The 17,782-nt window shown below is 54.3% G+C and carries 17 protein-coding genes; 8 read left to right on the top strand and 9 right to left on the bottom strand.

Annotated features, from left to right (window positions below; genetic code table 11):
• Nucleotides 1–8: 8 nt before the first annotated feature.
• Both ydcS and C813_RS34295 read right to left on the bottom strand, forming a co-directional pair.
• Nucleotides 9–1,151 (bottom strand): putative ABC transporter substrate-binding protein YdcS, encoded by a 1,143-nt coding sequence (gene ydcS, locus C813_RS34300; protein WP_017456854.1) that lies wholly within the window; start codon nt 1,149–1,151, stop codon nt 9–11.
• Nucleotides 1,152–1,496: 345 nt separating this feature from the next.
• Complete coding sequence (locus tag C813_RS34295; RefSeq protein ID WP_017456853.1) at nt 1,497–2,903, bottom strand: aminotransferase-like domain-containing protein; 1,407 nt, start codon at nt 2,901–2,903, stop codon at nt 1,497–1,499.
• A gap of 249 nt (nt 2,904–3,152) precedes the next feature.
• On the opposite strand from C813_RS34295, the gene C813_RS34290 reads away from it, so the two are divergent.
• From C813_RS34290 to C813_RS34275, 4 genes are all read left to right on the top strand, one after another.
• Nucleotides 3,153–4,553 (top strand): cytochrome ubiquinol oxidase subunit I, encoded by a 1,401-nt coding sequence (locus tag C813_RS34290; RefSeq protein ID WP_017456852.1) that lies wholly within the window; start codon nt 3,153–3,155, stop codon nt 4,551–4,553.
• Complete coding sequence (gene cydB / locus C813_RS34285) at nt 4,553–5,563, top strand: cytochrome d ubiquinol oxidase subunit II (RefSeq protein ID WP_017456851.1); 1,011 nt, start codon at nt 4,553–4,555, stop codon at nt 5,561–5,563. Before C813_RS34290 ends, cydB begins: the two co-directional genes overlap by 1 nt.
• Nucleotides 5,563–5,691 carry a DUF2474 domain-containing protein gene (locus tag C813_RS34280; RefSeq protein WP_017456850.1) on the top strand — a complete coding sequence of 43 codons (129 nt, stop codon included), beginning with the start codon at nt 5,563–5,565 and terminating at the stop codon, nt 5,689–5,691. The genes cydB and C813_RS34280 overlap by 1 nt, the downstream gene beginning before the upstream one ends.
• A gap of 113 nt (nt 5,692–5,804) precedes the next feature.
• Nucleotides 5,805–6,266: a hypothetical protein gene (locus tag C813_RS34275; protein WP_017456849.1), complete on the top strand. Its 462-nt coding sequence runs from the start codon at nt 5,805–5,807 to the stop codon at nt 6,264–6,266.
• A gap of 47 nt (nt 6,267–6,313) precedes the next feature.
• On the opposite strand, the gene C813_RS34270 is transcribed toward C813_RS34275, so the two are convergent.
• Nucleotides 6,314–6,994: a nitroreductase gene (locus C813_RS34270; protein ID WP_017456848.1), complete on the bottom strand. Its 681-nt coding sequence runs from the start codon at nt 6,992–6,994 to the stop codon at nt 6,314–6,316.
• A 96-nt stretch (nt 6,995–7,090) separates the two neighbouring features.
• On the opposite strand from C813_RS34270, the gene C813_RS34265 reads away from it, so the two are divergent.
• Nucleotides 7,091–8,041: a LysR family transcriptional regulator gene (locus C813_RS34265; RefSeq protein WP_017456847.1), complete on the top strand. Its 951-nt coding sequence runs from the start codon at nt 7,091–7,093 to the stop codon at nt 8,039–8,041.
• Between the two features lie 85 nt (nt 8,042–8,126).
• Nucleotides 8,127–8,387 (top strand): hypothetical protein, encoded by a 261-nt coding sequence (locus C813_RS34260; RefSeq protein ID WP_017456846.1) that lies wholly within the window; start codon nt 8,127–8,129, stop codon nt 8,385–8,387.
• A gap of 93 nt (nt 8,388–8,480) precedes the next feature.
• Here C813_RS34260 and C813_RS34255 read toward each other — a convergent pair whose 3' ends face one another.
• The 3 genes from C813_RS34255 to C813_RS34245 all read right to left on the bottom strand — a co-directional run bounded on the left by C813_RS34255 (nt 8,481) and on the right by C813_RS34245 (nt 11,981).
• Nucleotides 8,481–9,017, bottom strand: coding sequence for a hypothetical protein (locus tag C813_RS34255; protein ID WP_016495976.1), 537 nt, complete (start codon nt 9,015–9,017; stop codon nt 8,481–8,483).
• 176 nt (nt 9,018–9,193) lie between these two features.
• Nucleotides 9,194–11,152 carry a peptidase U32 family protein gene (locus C813_RS34250; RefSeq protein ID WP_017456845.1) on the bottom strand — a complete coding sequence of 653 codons (1,959 nt, stop codon included), beginning with the start codon at nt 11,150–11,152 and terminating at the stop codon, nt 9,194–9,196.
• 253 nt (nt 11,153–11,405) lie between these two features.
• Nucleotides 11,406–11,981, bottom strand: coding sequence for a helix-turn-helix domain-containing protein (locus C813_RS34245; protein WP_017456844.1), 576 nt, complete (start codon nt 11,979–11,981; stop codon nt 11,406–11,408).
• A 160-nt stretch (nt 11,982–12,141) separates the two neighbouring features.
• Between C813_RS34245 and C813_RS34240 the strand changes: the two genes are divergently transcribed.
• Nucleotides 12,142–13,326, top strand: coding sequence for a benzoate/H(+) symporter BenE family transporter (locus C813_RS34240; protein WP_017456843.1), 1,185 nt, complete (start codon nt 12,142–12,144; stop codon nt 13,324–13,326).
• Here C813_RS34240 and C813_RS34235 read toward each other — a convergent pair.
• Complete coding sequence (locus tag C813_RS34235; protein WP_017456842.1) at nt 13,309–14,178, bottom strand: helix-turn-helix transcriptional regulator; 870 nt, start codon at nt 14,176–14,178, stop codon at nt 13,309–13,311. The genes C813_RS34240 and C813_RS34235 overlap by 18 nt on opposite strands.
• Nucleotides 14,179–14,351: 173 nt before the next feature.
• Between C813_RS34235 and C813_RS34230 the strand changes: the two genes are divergently transcribed.
• Nucleotides 14,352–15,266 (top strand): DMT family transporter, encoded by a 915-nt coding sequence (locus tag C813_RS34230; protein ID WP_017456841.1) that lies wholly within the window; start codon nt 14,352–14,354, stop codon nt 15,264–15,266.
• Here C813_RS34230 and C813_RS34225 read toward each other — a convergent pair.
• Complete coding sequence (locus C813_RS34225) at nt 15,253–15,921, bottom strand: DUF3313 domain-containing protein (protein WP_017456840.1); 669 nt, start codon at nt 15,919–15,921, stop codon at nt 15,253–15,255. The two genes, C813_RS34230 and C813_RS34225, sit on opposite strands and share 14 nt — an antisense overlap.
• 167 nt (nt 15,922–16,088) lie before the next feature.
• Nucleotides 16,089–17,684 carry an ABC transporter substrate-binding protein gene (locus C813_RS34220; RefSeq protein WP_017456839.1) on the bottom strand — a complete coding sequence of 532 codons (1,596 nt, stop codon included), beginning with the start codon at nt 17,682–17,684 and terminating at the stop codon, nt 16,089–16,091.
• Nucleotides 17,685–17,782 lie beyond the last annotated feature (98 nt).

The following is a 17,782-nucleotide window of genomic DNA, read 5'->3' as shown; positions in this document are numbered from 1 at the left end:
CTGGCAGGTTAACGGCCGCCCATAATGGCGATGTAATCCTGCGTCCAGCGGCTATAAGGCACATATTTGCCGCCTTGCGCCACCGGCGTTTTCCAGAAGGCGATTTTGTCAAAAAAGCTGTAGCCGTTGGTTTCGCAGCCCTTTTCACCCAGCAAGGTACTGGCTTTGCACCCTTCCGGCACCACCGGCAGCGAACCAAACCACGCCGCCACATCACCCTGTACTTTCGGCGTCAGCGACCAGTTCATCCATTTATAAGCGCAGTTCGGGTGTTTCGCATCGGCATGCAGCATGGTGGTATCCGCCCAGCCCGTCACCCCCTCTTTTGGAAAGACGGTGGCAATCGGCTGATTTTCCCCTTTCAGGGCATTGGCCTGATAAGGCCACGCGCTGGAGGCCACCACGCCTTCATTCTTGAAGTCACTCATCTGAACTGTGGTGTCATGCCAGTAGCGGTGGATGAGCAGATGCTGATCGCGCAGGGTTTTCAGCACCGCCTGATACTGTGCTTCGGTAAGCTGGTACGGATCGTCAATACCCAGTTGCGGTTGCGTGGCTTTCAGGAACAGCGCGGCGTCGGCGATATAAATTGGGCCATCATAGGCCTGCACGCGCCCTTTATTACTTTTGCCATCTGGCAGATTTTGCTGCACAAAGACCACCGACCAGCTATCCGGCGGCGTCGGGAACGTTTTGGTGTTATACATCAGCAGGTTTGGCCCCCACTGATACGGCGTGCCGTAAGTTTTCCCCGCAACGTTAAACCATTCGCCTTTCACCAGCTTCGGATCAAGCGTTTTCCAGTTGGGGATAAGCGCGGTGTTTATCGGCTGGACGCGTTTCCCCATGATCAGGCGTAAAGAGGCATCGCCAGAGGCGGTTACCAGGTCATAGCCGCCTTTCGCCATCAGGCTCACCATCTCATCGGACGTGGCGGCGGTTTTCACATTCACCGCGCAACCGGTCTCTTTTTCAAAGGCGGTTACCCAGTCATATTGCTTATCGGTCTGACCGCGCTCGATATAGCCAGGCCAGGCGATAATATCCAGCCGACCTTCTCCCTTTCCCACTTCGGTTGGCTCGGCGGCGTGTGCAGTCATCACGGTAAGACCCAGCGCACACAGGCTGCTGCGGGCAAATTTCTTGCTCATTATTCTCTACTCCTGTCGCAATGAAAAAGTGCGGCAGCCTTGCCGTAAATATATCTCCCTTAATAAAAATAGACGGCGCGCTGACGGCATGAATGTGGCCCGTCGGAAATTTCGCAAGGATGTGACAGATGACGCATTGCGTTAACAATGAAAATGCTATTGCGCGCTCTTTTGGAGTATAGACAAGGGGTTAGCGAACGTCCGTTAATCTGTGTTGCTATTCACATTTCCTATGAATACCAGGTTCGGGAGCGCAGAAAATAATGACGGCGCACGTCATATTTACGCCGCCGTTATTTTTAACAGGAGAATAAGTTATTCAGAAAATAAGAAAGACGGGCGCGGTTAATTCATCATCTCGCGAATTAATTGACCCAGTTGCATTACCGCCCGTTCCTCTTTATCGCCCCAGACCCAGGCGCAATTAAAGCGGAAAAACGCACGCCAGTTGTCGGATGTCGAAAACATTTTCCCCGGAGCAATGCTGATATGGTGCGCCAGCGCCTGCTGGCTCAGTTCACCGGCATCCAGCCCGGCGGGCAACTCCAGCCATAAGAAATAGCCGCTCTCATTACGATAGATTTTCACGTCCGGCGGCAGATGGCGCAGCAGCGCCTGCCAGGCCAGATGTTTGCGCTCGGCAAGCTGTCTGCGCAGGCGGCGCAAATGGGCGTCGTAGTGATGCGTCGATAAGTAATCGACCAGCGCCAGTTGCAGCGGCGAACTGGTGGATAAGGTGCTCATCAATTGCAATTGCTGAATACGCCTTGCGTGGCGTCCGGCAGCGACCCAGCCGACGCGAAACCCGGCGACCAGACATTTTGAAAATGAGGAGCAGTGCAACGTCATGTCTTGCGTGTCCCAGGCTTTCGCCGGTAACGGTTGTTCGCGCCCGTAATAAAGCTCGCTGTAAACATCGTCTTCGATCAGCGTGACGTTGTGTTGTGCCAGCAGCGCGACCAGTTGCGCCTTTTTCGCCGCGCTTAATGTAAACCCGAGCGGGTTCTGCGCATTGGTCATCAGCCAGCAGGCTTTTACCGGATAGTCAGTTAATGCCTGCGCCAGCGCATCAAGATCGATGCCCTCTTTTACATCGGTCGGCACCGATAGCGCTTTTAACTTGAGCCGCTCCAGCGCCTGCAACGCGCCGTAGAAACAGGGGCTTTCAATAATCACCCAGTCACCCGGTTCTGTTACCGCCTGTAAGCTGAGATTCAGCGCTTCCAGCGCGCCGGCGGTGATAACAATTTCATCCGGCGAAATGTTCATCCCCTGGCGGGCATAGCGTTTAGCAATGGCGTGGCGCAACTGGCTGTTTCCCGGCGGCAGGTTTTCTATCACGCTCATGGCAGTGGCGCTTTTGCTCACCTTTGCCAGCGACCGATTGAGCTGCGGCATCGGGAACAGTTTAGGGTCGGGAAAGGCGGAACCAAACGGCAGCACCGAGGCATCGCAACTGGCCTGTAACACGTCAAAAATATAGGTATTGATGTCCACCGCTTCATCACGCGTAACCTTAGCCGCCGGCGTGCGCGGTAAGCCGGGCGCTGGCGCGACAAAATAGCCAGACTGTGGCCGCGCAATCACCCGCCCCTGGCTTTCCAGCAACTGATAAGCATGACCGACGGTCATAAAGCTCAGCCCGCTACTGGTCACCTGCTCACGCAGCGACGGCAGTTTCTCTCCTGGACGCCAGACGCCAAGATCAATTTGTTCTGCGATTTGCTGCGCCAGGCGCTGGTATTTTTTCATGATTTTTCACGTGTTAACAAAACACCTACATCATGGCACGCGGTGCGCCATCTTGCTATATCAGTTTATACAAAACAGCTCATTATGCGCACTGTTATGGTTACCGGTTCCCGCTTCGTCTGGACTAATCAGCAACCTGCCATACCCTTTACAGGGAACTGTTATACGAAAATTCCCCGTATCTGTTTCTGCAAGTTCACGCTTGCGCTCATTAACATTGACACCACAACATTGACATTGGGGTTGTGCATGTTTGGTTTAGACGCGTTTTATCTGGCGAGAATACAGTTCGCCTTCACCGTTTCTTTTCATATCATTTTTCCGGCAATCACCATCGGCCTTGCCAGTTACCTGGCAGTGCTTGAAGGTTTGTGGCTTAAAACCCGCAACCCGGACTGGCGCACGCTGTACCATTTCTGGTCGAAGATCTTCGCCGTTAACTTCGGTATGGGGGTGGTGTCCGGGCTGGTGATGGCGTATCAGTTCGGCACCAACTGGAGCGGTTTTTCCCAGTTTGCCGGCAGCATTACCGGACCATTACTGACCTATGAAGTGCTGACCGCCTTCTTCCTTGAAGCGGGTTTTCTCGGCGTGATGCTGTTTGGCTGGAACAAAGTCGGGCCTGGCCTGCACTTTTTCGCCACCTGTATGGTCGCGCTGGGCACCATTATGTCCACTTTCTGGATCCTCGCGTCCAATAGCTGGATGCACACACCGCAGGGTTTTATCGTCGAAAATGGCCAGGTGGTTCCGGTCGACTGGTTCAAGGTTATCTTCAATCCCTCCTTCCCGTACCGGCTGATGCACATGACCATTGCAGCATTCTTAAGCAGTGCGTTGTTTGTCGGCGCGTCTGCCGCCTGGCATCTGTTACGCGGCAATAACACACCCGCTATCCGCAAGATGTTTTCTATGGCGATGTGGATGGCGCTGGTTGTTGCGCCGATTCAGGCGATGGTCGGCGATATGCACGGGCTGAATACACTTGAACATCAACCGGCAAAAATTGCCGCCATTGAGGGCCATTGGGAGAACCCGCCCGGAGAAGCGACGCCGCTGCTGCTTTTTGGCCTGCCGGATATGGAGCAGGAGCGCACGCGTTACGCCGTGGCGATCCCGGCGCTCGGGAGCCTGATCCTGACACACAGCCTGGATAAGCAAGTCCCGGCGCTAAAAGATTTCCCGAAAGATGAACGTCCCTATTCGCCGATTGTGTTTTGGTCGTTTCGCATAATGGTCGGGCTTGGCGTGCTGATGATTGGTCTGGGTGTGGCGGCGCTGTGGCTGCGTTTCAAAGACAGGCTGTATCAGTCGCGGCCGTTTTTATACTTTGCGCTATGGATGGGGCCGGCAGGTTTGATCGCCATTCTTGCCGGTTGGGTCACGACGGAAGTGGGTCGCCAGCCGTGGGTGGTGTATGGCTTGCTGCGCACGGCTGATGCGGTTTCCGCGCATGGCGACTTGCAAATGAGCCTCAGTTTGCTGGCGTTCTTTGTTGTCTACTGTTCCGTGTTTGGCGTGGGTTACAGCTACATGGTGCGGCTTATCACCAAAGGACCAGATGAGCGTGATGAGCACGCGACACAAGGCACACCGGCGCGCCCCCTTTCAGCGGTGGGTGAACATCTCGACGCGGATGAGGATAAATAATGGGCATCGATCTTTCATTAATCTGGTTTGTCATTATCGTCTTCGCCACGCTGATGTATATCGTGATGGACGGTTTTGACCTTGGTATCGGCATTCTGTTTCCCGTCACGCGTGACGCGCACGATCGCGACGTGATGGTCAACAGTGTCGCGCCGGTCTGGGATGGCAACGAGACCTGGCTGGTGCTGGGCGGCGCGGGGTTATTCGGCGCGTTTCCGCTAGCGTATGCAGTGATTGTCGATGCGCTGACTATTCCGCTGACCTTAATGCTGATCGGGCTTATCTTTCGCGGCGTGGCCTTTGAGTTTCGCTTTAAAGCCACTCCGGCGCACCGGCCATTCTGGGATAAAGCGTTTATCTCCGGCTCGCTGCTTGCCACCTTTACCCAGGGGGTGGTGGTGGGCGCGGTGCTTAACGGTTTTCAGGTGACAGGCCGCACATTTAGCGGCGGTGCGCTCGACTGGCTGACGCCGTTTAATCTGTTTTGCGGTGTTGGGCTGGTCATCGCTTATGCCTTGCTCGGCGCGAGCTGGCTGGTGATGAAAAGCGAAGCGCCACTGCAGGGGAAAATGCGCAAAGCCGCGAGAAAACTGTTGCTGGCGATGTTAGTGGTGATTGCCGTGATTAGCCTGTGGACACCGCTGACGCATTCCGCGATTGCCGATCGCTGGTTCAGCTTGCCGAATCTCTACTTCTTCTCGCCAGTGCCACTGTTAGTTGTGGTACTGAGTGCCTGGCTGTGGCGCAGTCTCGGCAACCCGGACTCCCACACGTTGCCGTTTGTGCAGACACTGGGGCTGATTTTTCTCGGGTTTAGCGGCCTTGGCATCAGTATCTGGCCGCATATTATTCCGCCGGATATCACGTTGTGGCAGGCCGCGGCACCTCCGCAAAGCCAGGGCTTTATGCTGGTCGGCGCCCTGCTGATTATCCCAATTATTCTGGTTTATACCTTGTGGAGCTACTACGTGTTTCGCGGCAAGGTGCAACATGGCGAGGGGTATCATTGATGAAACAATCCTTTTTCAACCGGCTGATGTGGATGCTTTTAATCTGGGGAGGCAGTGTGCTGGCACTGTTTGCGGTCAGTATGGTGTTCCGGCTTTTGATGTCGGCGGCGGGGTTTAAATCGCACTAATTGTTCAGGTACAACGGGCGATCCTGGCTAGAAATTTCCGGGATCGTTCACTACGCTTTTTGTTGTCCAATTTAGATTAGAGCTGCGATTTTTCATGCATTTAGGGAGGAATAATGATTAACCTCGTTCAGACACCTTACAACCTCCGATCGGGTTACCCGATTGTCCGCCGTACGCTGGAAGACAAAAAGAAGCTGGTTAAACAAGATGGTTTTGGCCCGGAATCGTGCTGTGCCACCGTCGAATACACGCTGCGCGGTAATTCCCGTTACGCGTTTGGCAATAGCCAGATGCGTATTGAGATGCCACCGGATATTTACACCAATAACTGGGTAAAATTGCATGGTGAAATGGCGGCACTGATTGCGGCGATACGACGCATTGAGAAATCCGGCAATAGTGATGAACAGTTGCCGATCACCAGCGTCTATATCGAATTACGCCCCTGCGAAGCCAACTGCATGCAGGCGCTGCAAAATATCCTTCCTGATAACACCACCGTTTATTTCTCCTTTCTGCACCCCGATCAGGTTGATGAGTGGAAACAAAGCGCCCGCGCGCTTTGTGCTGCATAACACTGACCAGAGACGCTCGCGATTAGCGTCTCTGGTCATCTGCGACGTTACCCGTGCATCACCACACTTTTCTCAACGGGAATACGCGGCATGCGTGTTTTCGCAGACGGCGCAGACATATCGGCATAGCCAAACGAGATGCCGAACAGCAGGCGATAATCAGCAGAAACACCGAGTTCTTCGCGGATCATATCAGCGTGAAAACCCAGTAAGGTTTGCGGAATTCCGGCAAACCCGCGCGCCGTCAGTGACAGCAAAAAACTCTGTGCGTACATGCCGATATCTGAAGCAACGCGGATGTTGTCGCCAAAGGATGGCATAAACAGGAAAGCCGCATGTGGCGCGTTAAAAAACTGATAATTGCGCAGATAAGCCTCCTGGCGCCGCGCTTTATCTTCACGCGCCACGCCTATCGCATCGTAATAAATCCGCGCTTGCTCATGAGCGCGCTCGAAATAGTCGCCGTGAAAATCATCATAGGAAAAGGTGAAATCCGGCGTCTGGCGCCCTTCAAGATCGTTTTCCGTCATCCTTTTTCCAAGACGGTTTTTCGTTGCACCGGAAACCACATGCACATGCCACGGCTGCGTGTTGCAGTTAGACGGGGAAAATTGCGCATCCTGCAACACGTCCTGAATTTGCTCGTCCGTTAACGGCGTTGGTAGAAATGCGCGGGCAGAAAAACGCTGGCGGACGGTTTCATCGAAGGCTTTCACTACAGTGCTCATTATTTTTCTCCGTATTAGGTGTTCGCGTAGCTTAGCGATGAAACTTGTTCGTAAAAACACTACAATTCGCCATGGACCTTTGCATATTACGCACAGATGAATAAGCTCAGTCAAATTAGCGCCCGCTCAATGCAGCTGTTTCTCGCCATCGTTCGAGAAGGAAACTTATCCGAAGTCGCTCGCAACGAAGGTCTGGCGGCCTCATCCTTGTCGCGCGTGGTTCAGCAACTGGAGCTGGCGCTGGAAACCCAGTTGTTGTATCGCAACACGCGCGCGGTGATCGCCACCGAGGCGGGTCATATCTATGCCGACACGTTTCGCACCATGTTGCAGCAGCTTGCGGACGCGCAAACCCAGGTAGGCGAGCGTCGCGACGAGCCTGGCGGGCGCATTCGCATTAATGCGCCGATCTCGTTTGGCCTACGCCATATTGGCCCCAAAATCAGCGAGCTAAGTGAGCGTTATCCACGTCTGCATATCGAATTGAACCTGAACGATGACTATATCGACCCGTTTGCTGATGGTACCGATCTGTTGCTGCGTATTGCGGCGCTGCAGGATTCCGAGCTGCACGGTCGGCTGATTGCGCACCAGCAGTGCCATTTGGTGGCGACACCCGCCTACGTACGTCGTTATGGTCAACCGAGCACGCCGGAGGAATTGCAGTCGCACCGGTTACTGGCGTATCGCGGGAAAAGTGGTTTGCAGCGCTGGCGTTTTCAGCGAGGGGAGAAATCCTGCCAGTTTTCGCCGCAGGCCAAAATCGTTTCCGATAACGCGGAATTACTGTTACAAGCCGCACTGAGTGATGCGGGAATATTACTTTTCCCGGACTGGCAAGTGGGTGAAATGCTGAACCGCAACGAGCTTGTGGCACTCATGCCAGATTTTACCGCCAGTTATTCGCCAACGCCGCAGTCGCTGTGGTTGCTCTACCCCGGCGGGAAATACCCGTCGCTTAACACCCGCACAGTGATCGATTTTTTACTGGCGAGTTTCGGTTCTCCGCCCTACTGGCACTATCTTCCACCGCGCCTCCAGGAATAATCCCGAAGGCGTAACGCTCCATCATCCCTTCACTTTTTTATCGTCAAATCGTCGCCACGCAATAGAACGAGTAAGGATGTAGAAAATGAAAAAGATTGCACTGGTGTCTGCCATTCTGGCGATGAGCTTCTCTTCAATGGTGTTTGCTGACGAACGTCCGCCGCTACCGCCGGAACAGTACCAAAACGGCCAGCACCATAAAGGAGATAAAAAACCGTCGCACGAGGCGCCACCGCCGAAACACAAGCAGGATAAGCCGCCGCGTCCGGATAATAAACACAACGACAAACACAACGGTAAGAAACCGCCACTGCCTGACGATCAACGTCCGGGTGACGACCGCTAATCTATCCTGAAATGCAAACAGGCCTTTCGCCATCACGAAAGGCCTGTTTTTTTATCTTGTTGACACGGTTTTTAAGAACGCTTGCTTAAGAGATTACGATCCCATCGCTTTGGATAACCAGGACTTACAGATGCCGCGGCGTAAATTCCACGGTTTCGCCGGTTTATCCTGATAGCGGTCATACACTTTATCCAGATCGTCCTGGCTGGTGATATTCAAATCTGCCGGAATTTCAACTGCACCACGGGAGCTTATCGCCACATAGTGTTTGCCTTTTTCAAGGAAAAATGCGGTCTCATGGATCCACATCCTGCCGCTGGAATTATCCTGTACGATTAATGTCCAGTATTGATCGCCTTTCAGTCGGCTGGTAAAAAGCCTGTCAACCACGCCCTCCAGCATATTATTACTGATGTAAATCATCTCGGCGGAATTAAAGCAGTCACCTTCTTTGTTATAGCGCTGGAAATAAAAAAGCCCTTGATGAGCCTTATTAGCCTGCGTGTAAACCACTGTCGCGTCGCTACCGGTATAGGCCTGATAACGCTGCGTTCCGAGCGGGCCTGGCGTACAGGCAGACAACAAAAATGCACCCGCGACAAGCAAGGCGCTTAACGTAAATTTACGCATTTCCTCTCCATGAATATCATCAATAAGCCATTTCTTATTATTTCCGCCCAGCTAGATTAACGTATTACGGTTATTAACGCATGATTGTTCTTACCGCGGCGAGATAATTTATGGCTATTCAGGAGAATTGTTTTAGGGACAGTAAAAAAACAGGGTGGCAAAGTGCCACCCTTTGTTTATTTGCGTTTTGGCAACGTTTTTACTAAGTCGTCGGCGCTTATCGACGCCACGACGCTGCCCGGCAGAGGCATTTTCAGAATATGGTTCTTAATTTTGCCAATCACATGCATTTCACACGGACGGCAGTCAAACTTCAGCGTCAGCACTTCGTCGCCATGTACCAGTTGCATTGGCGTTGCACGCCAGCTTTTGATATTCCCTTTCGCCTGTTTCGGGCACAGGTTGAAGGCGAAGCGCAAGCAGTGTTTGGTGATCATCACCGGCACATCGCCCTTCTCTTCATGGGCTTCGAAGGCGGCGTCAATCAGTTGCACACCGTAGCGGTGATAAAATTCACGCGCTTTGTGGTTATAAACGTTAGCCAGGAATGACAAATGCGTTTCCGGGTAAATCGGCGCGGGTGTCGCCACCGGCTTGCGACTGCCGCGCTGGTAATTCGCCAGCCGTGCCTCTTCCAGCATCTCTACCGTTTCGCGGCGCAACTGGTTGAGCAGACTGTTGGGCACAAACAGCGCCCCCGGCAGATTAACGGTGATCGCCTGCGCGTAATACCGGGTTTGCCCCAGTTTCGCCAGCCCGTCTTTCAGGCTTTCCAGCGCTTTTTGCGCATTGTTGGCTTCGTCAAACTGCCCGTCCAGCGTGTGCGTCACGCTAACGCCATCTTCGCTGGTCAGCGTCAGCACCAGTTGCTCCTGCCAGCCGCCAAGCTCAATATCCACGCCGATACGCCGCTCACTGGAGGTTTTCAGTAGTGCCTGCTGCCAGTTGTGGTCAAGGTTACGGTTCAGCGCATGGTGCGGGCGCAACGTTCGCAGCGCATCCGGCATGTCGTTCGGGAATACGCGGTAACGGTTCTCGCCCGTTTTCTCGGCGACGTTGACGCGAAAACCCACCACTTCACGCTTCACCAGCACGTTCAGGCCATCACCGTTGGCCAGCGGTTCCGTCACCTCAACATCGAGGTGATCTTTCGCCACTTTCAGCACTTCACCGACCGGCAAGCCGATAAACTTCGGTGAATCAAACGCGCCGATATCAATTTTGCGTGCGTTGACAAAATAATCGGTGCTGCCGCGATGGAAGGTCTTGTCCGTCGAGGGAATAAAGAAATGTTCGGTACGCCCGGCGGACGCGCGCGCCAGGTCGCCGCGATCTTCAATAATGGCATCCAGCATCTGGCGATAGTGCGCGGTGATATTTTTCACGTAGCTCATGTCTTTGTAGCGCCCTTCAATTTTGAAGGAACGCACACCCGCATCGATCAGCGCCGCCAGGTTGGCACTCTGATCGTTATCTTTCATCGACAGCAAGTGTTTTTCATACGCCACCACGCGACCCTGATCATCTTTCAGCGTATAGGGCAAACGGCACGCCTGCGAGCAGTCACCACGGTTGGCGCTGCGCCCGGTCTGCGCATGGGAGATATTGCACTGCCCGGAGTATGCCACACACAGCGCACCGTGGATAAAGAACTCAATAGTGGCATCGGTCACGCTATGAATGGCGCGGATCTGCTCAAGGTTGAGCTCACGCGCCAGCACAATCTGGCTAAAACCGACATCGGAGAGGAATTTGGCTTTTTCCACGCTGCGAATGTCGCACTGCGTACTGGCGTGCAGTTCAATCGGCGGGATATCCAGCTCAAGCACGCCCATATCCTGCACGATCAGCGCATCGACACCGGCCTGGTACAGGTCATGGATCAGGCTCTGCGCCGGTTCCAGCTCGTCATCATGAAGGATCGTGTTCAGGGTGATAAACACTTTCGCGCCATAGCGATGCGCGAATGGCACCAGTTCGGCGATATCGCGCAGGCTGTTGCCCGCGTTATGGCGCGCGCCGAAGCCAGGGCCGCCAATATAGACCGCGTCAGCGCCGTGAAGAATGGCCTCACGGGCAATGGCGGTGTCGCGAGCCGGGCTTAACAGTTCAAGATGATGGGGGTGCAGGCGCATACAATCGTCGTTATCCATTATGTGCAAAATGGCGGCTATTGTAGTCACAACCGGGGCGTTTCACCACCTGCCGCAGGGGGAATTTGCGCCTGTCGGCAATGCAATGTCGAAATTGCTATTTCCACTGCGTTTCGTACGGCGATAGAGTGGTGGCTCGGACAATTCCTCGTCACGTTTAATCCACCGTACTGCCGGTTGCAGGTGAGGCTGAACTTTCCTGCAGCCCGGAGTATCGCGGGTCAACGTTGTCATGTTATTTATCGTCGTCGTTTTTGGCCGCAGGCGTGCTTGCGGCTTTTTCTTTTGGATAATGAATCAACGAGTGGAAATGCACGGTGTGCGCGGAACTGTTGCGATAGGCATGCGCTTCATCGCCCGCAAAGCGCACGCCCATTCCGCTGGTATATGTTTTCCACTGCCCGCCGAGACATAAATCCAGCGCGCCATTAATGACAATCACGTGCTCAATCACCCCGCTTTCGTGCGGCGTCGATTCACTTATCGCCCCCGGTGCCAGCGCAATTGAGAAGAGATCAAAGCGCAGCTTTTCATCCCACGGGAAAATGGGGGTGATCACCATCGCCTGCTGCTGAGGATCATAGGCGAGCGGTGTCTCGCTCTCCGGTGGAGCAATAAAGGTAGAAAACGGCACGTTCAGGCCGGTGGCAATTTTCCACAGTGTGGCCACCGTCGGGCTGGATTCATTACGCTCAATTTGCCCGAGCATCGCTTTGGAAACGCCCGTCTCTTCTGCCAGCCTGGAGAGGCTCCAGCCACGGCCCTGACGGAGAAGTTTTAAGGTGCTTGCCAGGTAGTCTGCGATGTTCATTACGCCTCCGGGAAGAAAAATCCGGGGCAGTATAGCGCAGCGTTTCTTTTTTAGAGAGCGAAACTATAACCACGCTAAATACCTTAATGTACTGCCAGCTTGTGCGTTATAGCGTCCAGTGATATTTTATGCGGATGCTATAACGCACAAGGATTATTTCATGTCGCACGCCACCTTTTCTCGCGCTTCTACTCTGCCTTTTTCCAGCCTGCTGGCTGGCTTTGTCGCGGTGCTGGTCGGTTATGCCAGCTCCGCCGCCATTATCTGGCAAGCGGCCTCGGCGGCGGGCGCAAGTGCGGTGCAAATTGCTGGCTGGATGACCGCGCTGGGGCTTGGTATGGGTTTCAGTACGCTGGTGTTAAGTCTGTGGTATCGCATGCCGGTGCTTACGGCATGGTCAACACCGGGCGCCGCGCTGCTGGCGACCAGCTTACAAGGCGTTTCACTGAATGAAGCGGTGGGTGTGTTTATCTTTGCCAATGCCTTAATTGTTCTGTGTGGCGTTACCGGGTTGTTCGCCAGGCTGATGAAAATCATTCCTCATACGCTGGCGGCGGCCATGCTGGCGGGCATTTTGCTGCGCTTCGGCTTGCAGGCGTTTAGCAATATTCAGGGGCATTTCATCTTGTGTGGCAGCATGCTGCTGGCCTGGCTTATTTACAAAGCATTGGCACCGCGCTATGCCATTGTCGCGACGCTACTGATCGGAGGGCTGGTTGCGTGGCTAAGTAGTGACGTTGTCACGAAAAATATCACTATCGCGATGGTTGTACCGACTTATACCGCGCCGGAATTCCACTGGTCGTCGCTGGTGAGCATCGGTATGCCCTTCTTTCTGGTGACGATGGCCTCGCAGAATGCGCCCGGTTTTGCCACCATGCAGGCGGCGGGATACCCCGTTCCGGTTACACCGTTGATTATTTTTACCGGCGCGCTGGCGCTGCTGTTCTCGCCGTTTGGCGTTTATTCAATTTGTATTGCCGCCATCACGGCTGCGATTTGCCAGAGCCCGGATGCTCACCCACAGGCAGAAAAACGCTGGCTGGCTGCGGCGGCAGCCGGGGTATTTTACCTGTTAGCCGGTCTGTTTGGCGGCTCGATAACCTCGCTGCTCACCGCCTTGCCATTAAGCTGGATCCAGACACTGGCGGGGCTGGCGCTGCTGGGTACGATGAGTGGCAGCCTGCACCAGGCGTTGATCACCGAGCGCGATCGCGATGCCGCGATTGTCACTTTTCTGGTGACCGCCAGCGGGGTCACGCTGCTGGGGATTGGTTCCGCATTCTGGGGCTTAGCCATCGGCGGGATTTGCTACGGGGCAATGCGCTTAGCGCGAGGCGCGTAGCTGCGAGGGAGTGATACCTTTCGCCACTTTGAAGCGGTTACTGAAGTGGCTGGCAGAGTTAAAACCGCAGGCCAGCGCAATGGTGGTCAGCGGCTGATCGCTGTGAAGCAACAGATCTTTCGCCCGCGCCATGCGCCGTTGCATCACGAACTGGTGCGGCGCAACGCCCATTGACTGGCGGAACATGCGGGCAAAGTGGTATTCGCTCAGCGCGGCCTGCGCGGCCAGATCCGCCAGCAGCAACGGTTCTGCCAGATGCGCATCGATATACTCCAGCACGGAGCGAAGCACTACTGGCGCCAAACCACCCGTTACCGTCGGCAGTTGCCACTGCACGTTGCTGTAGTGCTGAACTAAGTGCGTCAGTAACAGCGTCGAGGCGGTACTCAGCGTTAACTGGTTGGCGTTTTGCTGCCAGTCGCAACCAAGCAAAAACTGGCGATAAAGCGCAGTAATCCGCGCATCCTGGGAAAATGTTTTCTCATCCAGCGTGAACGATGCCGGGCTGCGATCCCACACCTGCTCACCCACTTCACGCAGATGCTCATCGGTGCAGTAAAGGTGCACAAAAGACAACGTATCGCGGATATCCCACACTGATTCGCTCTCTTTCGGCATCAGGCAAAAGCGATCCGGCCCGCCGCCATTTTTCCAGCCGTAGGCCGTTTTGTGATAGCTCTCATAGCCGTCGGCCACGTACAAACTCAGGGTATGGTGATTGCAATATTGGGTAATGTTGTCGCGTTTGTTCGACCAGGCCGCCAGTTGAATGCCAGAGTGTAGCGCCACCGAGTTGTGCAACACGGCGTTGTGTTTACTCAAGTTTTCAAAGGCTTCGTAGTGTTCAGACATTCACGGAAATTATTATAAATTCACCAGAACCCCAGTCTATGAATAGCTGGCGGCGGATACCAGCGTTGTGTAAAGAAAAGCGCAAGAATATGCAAGTCCGGCGCAAACCGGTGCAATCGCCTGCATTGCAGTTTTGCCACACTCAGCCTTCGTTTTACGCACTGGAACTCAACATGAACGCATTGCTGTACGGTTTGGTGGTGGTTATCTGGGGAACAACCTGGATTGCGATTTATCTACAACATGGACCGGTCGCCGCGCCGGTGTCGATCTTCTGGCGCTTTGCACTGGCCACAGTAGTAATGATGCTGGTGTTGCTGGCGCAGCGTAAATTGCGCGCCCTGCCGCTGCGCGATCATCTGTTTTGCCTGCTCCAGGGCTGCTGTGTGTTTGGTTTTAACTTCTGGTGCTTCTATACCGCTGCGGCGTGGATCAGCACCGGGCTGGAGTCGGTGATCTTCTCCATGGCGGTCTTATTTAACGCGGTAAACAGTTATCTCTTTTTTGGTCAAAAGCCCCCGGCACGCTTTTTTGTTGCCGCGATCCTCGGCCTGACAGGGATTGTGACGTTGTTCTGGCAGGATCTGGTCAACAGCGGCTGGAGCATAACGTTACTGCTGGGAATTGGCCTGTCGGCACTGGGCACGCTGGGCTTCTCATTTGGCAATATGATAAGCCTGCGCCATCAGCGCAAAGGACTGGAAACCATCACCACCAACAGTTGGGCGATGCTCTACGGAACGTTGATTATGGGGGCGATAGGCCTGCTGCGCGGTGACGATTTTACCCCGCAATGGACGGCCAGTTATCTTGGCGCGCTGGTCTACCTGGCGTTGTTCGGATCGGTGATTGGCTTTGGCGCCTATTTTACGCTGGTTGGTCGGATTGGCCCCAGCAAAGCGGCTTACAGCACCCTGCTGTTTCCACTGGTTGCGCTGACCGTTTCGACGTTCTTCGAGGGCTATATCTGGCACTTCAATGGCGTTGCCGGGTTACTGCTGATCCTTACCGGCAATCTGGTGATGTTTGCCCGCCCGGAAACATGGCTGGGCGGGCGAGGAGCACGGCGAAAAGCTAACGCTTGCTGATATCAAACATCGTCGCGTCGGTCGCCATATCGTCAATGACTTGTTTCAGAGAATCGACGGTGACCGGCGCATTTTCGTTATTCACATCTTTCCCTTGCCCCTGGCGCACCACTTTCAGCACCGGCGCATTGGTCTGCGCGTCGATGAGCTCGCCTTCAAAATAGAGGTGCGTGTTCATCGTGCGATGCCCGGTTGCCATCTGCGTTCCCGCCACAACCATTGCCACCGGCACCACTTCATAGAACTGCAATCCCTGTTTGCTGGCGTCCACGCCGGTTATCGCCCCACGGAAAATCAAGCTGTGCTGGCCTGGCGATGTTACCAGCGGTTTACGCGACGCGGCGGCAGCTTTCAGCTTGCTGTTGGTGTAGTTAAGAACGCCATCCAGCACCTGTTGATTCACCTGGCTGGTCGGTTTAGCCACTGGATAATAGACCACCGGGTGGTAGACGATACTGTCGTATTTCGCCGGATCAAAACCCGGTGCCACCCAGCGAAGCACCGGTTTACCAGTGGCGGATGTGGTTTCCTTCAGCCCTGAATAATCTTTTAGAAACCCGGAATATTTTTCCGGTTGGGTCACTTTTGACGCGCAGCCTGATAACGCCAGCAGGCCGGAAAAGACGGCAACGCTAACCAATGCATGAGTACGCATGAGGATGTCCCTGTGAGTGCGGAATTGCTCTTAAGGTATAGCAAACGCAGCGGCGTTTTGTGGGGGTAAAAACGGCTGCTTTGGCAACGCCGATAGCCTCAGCGTTAACGCGCAGTGAAATGGGCGAGCAAACCGCTAACGTCCAAGGTTTGCTCACCTGTTAATGGCTATTTCTTCAGATCAACTTGCCAGAAAATATGTTTACCAAACGGGTCAATTTCGTAGCCCTGAACCTCTTTGCGTACCGGTTCGAAAATCGTTGAGTGGGCAATCATCACCGCCGGCATTTGATCATGCATCATCTGCTGCGCTTCTTTATACAGCGCGACGCGTTTATCATGATCGGTGGTGACTTTCGCTTCGGAGACAATTTTGTCAAATGGCGCGTAACACCATTTCGCCGAGTTAGAACCGCCGTTGGCAGAGGTACAGGTAAACAGCGGGCCGAAGAAGTTATCCGGATCGCCGGTCGCCGTGGTCCAGCCCATCAGCGCCGCCTGGTGTTCGCCGCCTTTCACCCGTTTCAGGTATTCACCCCACTCATAGGTGACGATTTTGGTCTGCACGCCCACTTTCGCCCAGTCGGCCTGGATCATCTCGGCCATCCGTTTGGCGTTTGGGTTATAGGGGCGTTGCACCGGCATGGCCCATAAATCGATGGCTGTTCCCGGCACAAATCCGGCCTCTTTCAGCAGCGCTTTGGCTTTTTCCGGATCGTAGTCGTAATCCTGCAGTTCGCTGTCCGCGCTCCAGACGCCCGGCGGCAGCAGGTTTTTCGCGGCGGTGCCCGTTCCCTGGAACACAGCCTGGATGATCGCCGGTTTGTTGATCGCCATCGCCAGCGCCTGGCGCACTTTGACATTATCCAGCGGCGCTTTTTGCGTGTTGAACGACAGGAACCCGGTGTTCAACCCGGCTTTGCTCATCAGCGTGATGTCTTTATTCTCTTTCAGGCGCGGCAAATCGGCCGGATTGGGGAACGGCATGACCTGGCACTCGTTCTTCTCCAGTTTTGCCACCCGCACGGACGCATCCGGCGTGATACTGAAGACCAGACGATCAATTTTGGCTTTGCCCTGCCAGTAGCCGTCGAACGCGGTAAACAGAATGCGTGAATCTTTCTGGTACTGTGCCAGGCGGAACGGACCGGTGCCAATCGGGTCCATATCGACACGTTCCGGGGTTCCTGCTTTTAACATCGCATCGGCGTATTCCGCTGAGAGGATCGACGCGAAATACCAGCCAAGGTCAGCGACAAACGGCGCTTCCGGGTGCGCCAGTGTAAAGCGCACGGTATGGTCGTCGAGTTTATCAATCGCGGTGATCAGCGACCCAAACTCCAGACTTTCAAAGTTCGAGTAAGTACCGTTAGAGACATTGTGATAGGGGTTGTTTGCGTCTTTTTGCCGCATAAATGAGAAGATCACGTCATCGGCGTTGAAGTCGCGCGTTGGCGTGAAGTATTTGTTGCTCTGGAACTTCACCCCTTTGCGCAGATGGAAGGTGTAAACCTTGCCGTCTTCGCTGACATCCCAGCTTTCCGCGAGGCTGGGTTGCAGTTGCGTGGTGCCCACTTTGAAATCCACCAGCCGGTTATAGACCGGCACCGCGCTGGCATCCACGCTGGTGCCCGAGGTATAGAGTTGTGGGTTGAAGTTTTCCGGCGAGCCTTCCGAGCAATAGACCAGCGTTTTCGCCGCCACAGAAGAACTCACTATCATCGCGGCCAACGCCAGAGCAAGTGTTGTCGGTTTGCTAATCATAGTTTTTCCTGTTGTTTTATTGTAAAGGCTTGTTGTTTGCCCTCTCATAAATAACATTAAAGTGAATTTGCAAACACCTGATAATTCGAATAAAGAAG

The sequence above is a fragment of the Kosakonia sacchari SP1 genome (assembly GCF_000300455.3).
GTDB classification, from domain to species: Bacteria; Pseudomonadota; Gammaproteobacteria; order Enterobacterales; family Enterobacteriaceae; genus Kosakonia; species Kosakonia sacchari.
This window is presented reverse-complemented; position numbering and strand designations above follow the sequence as displayed.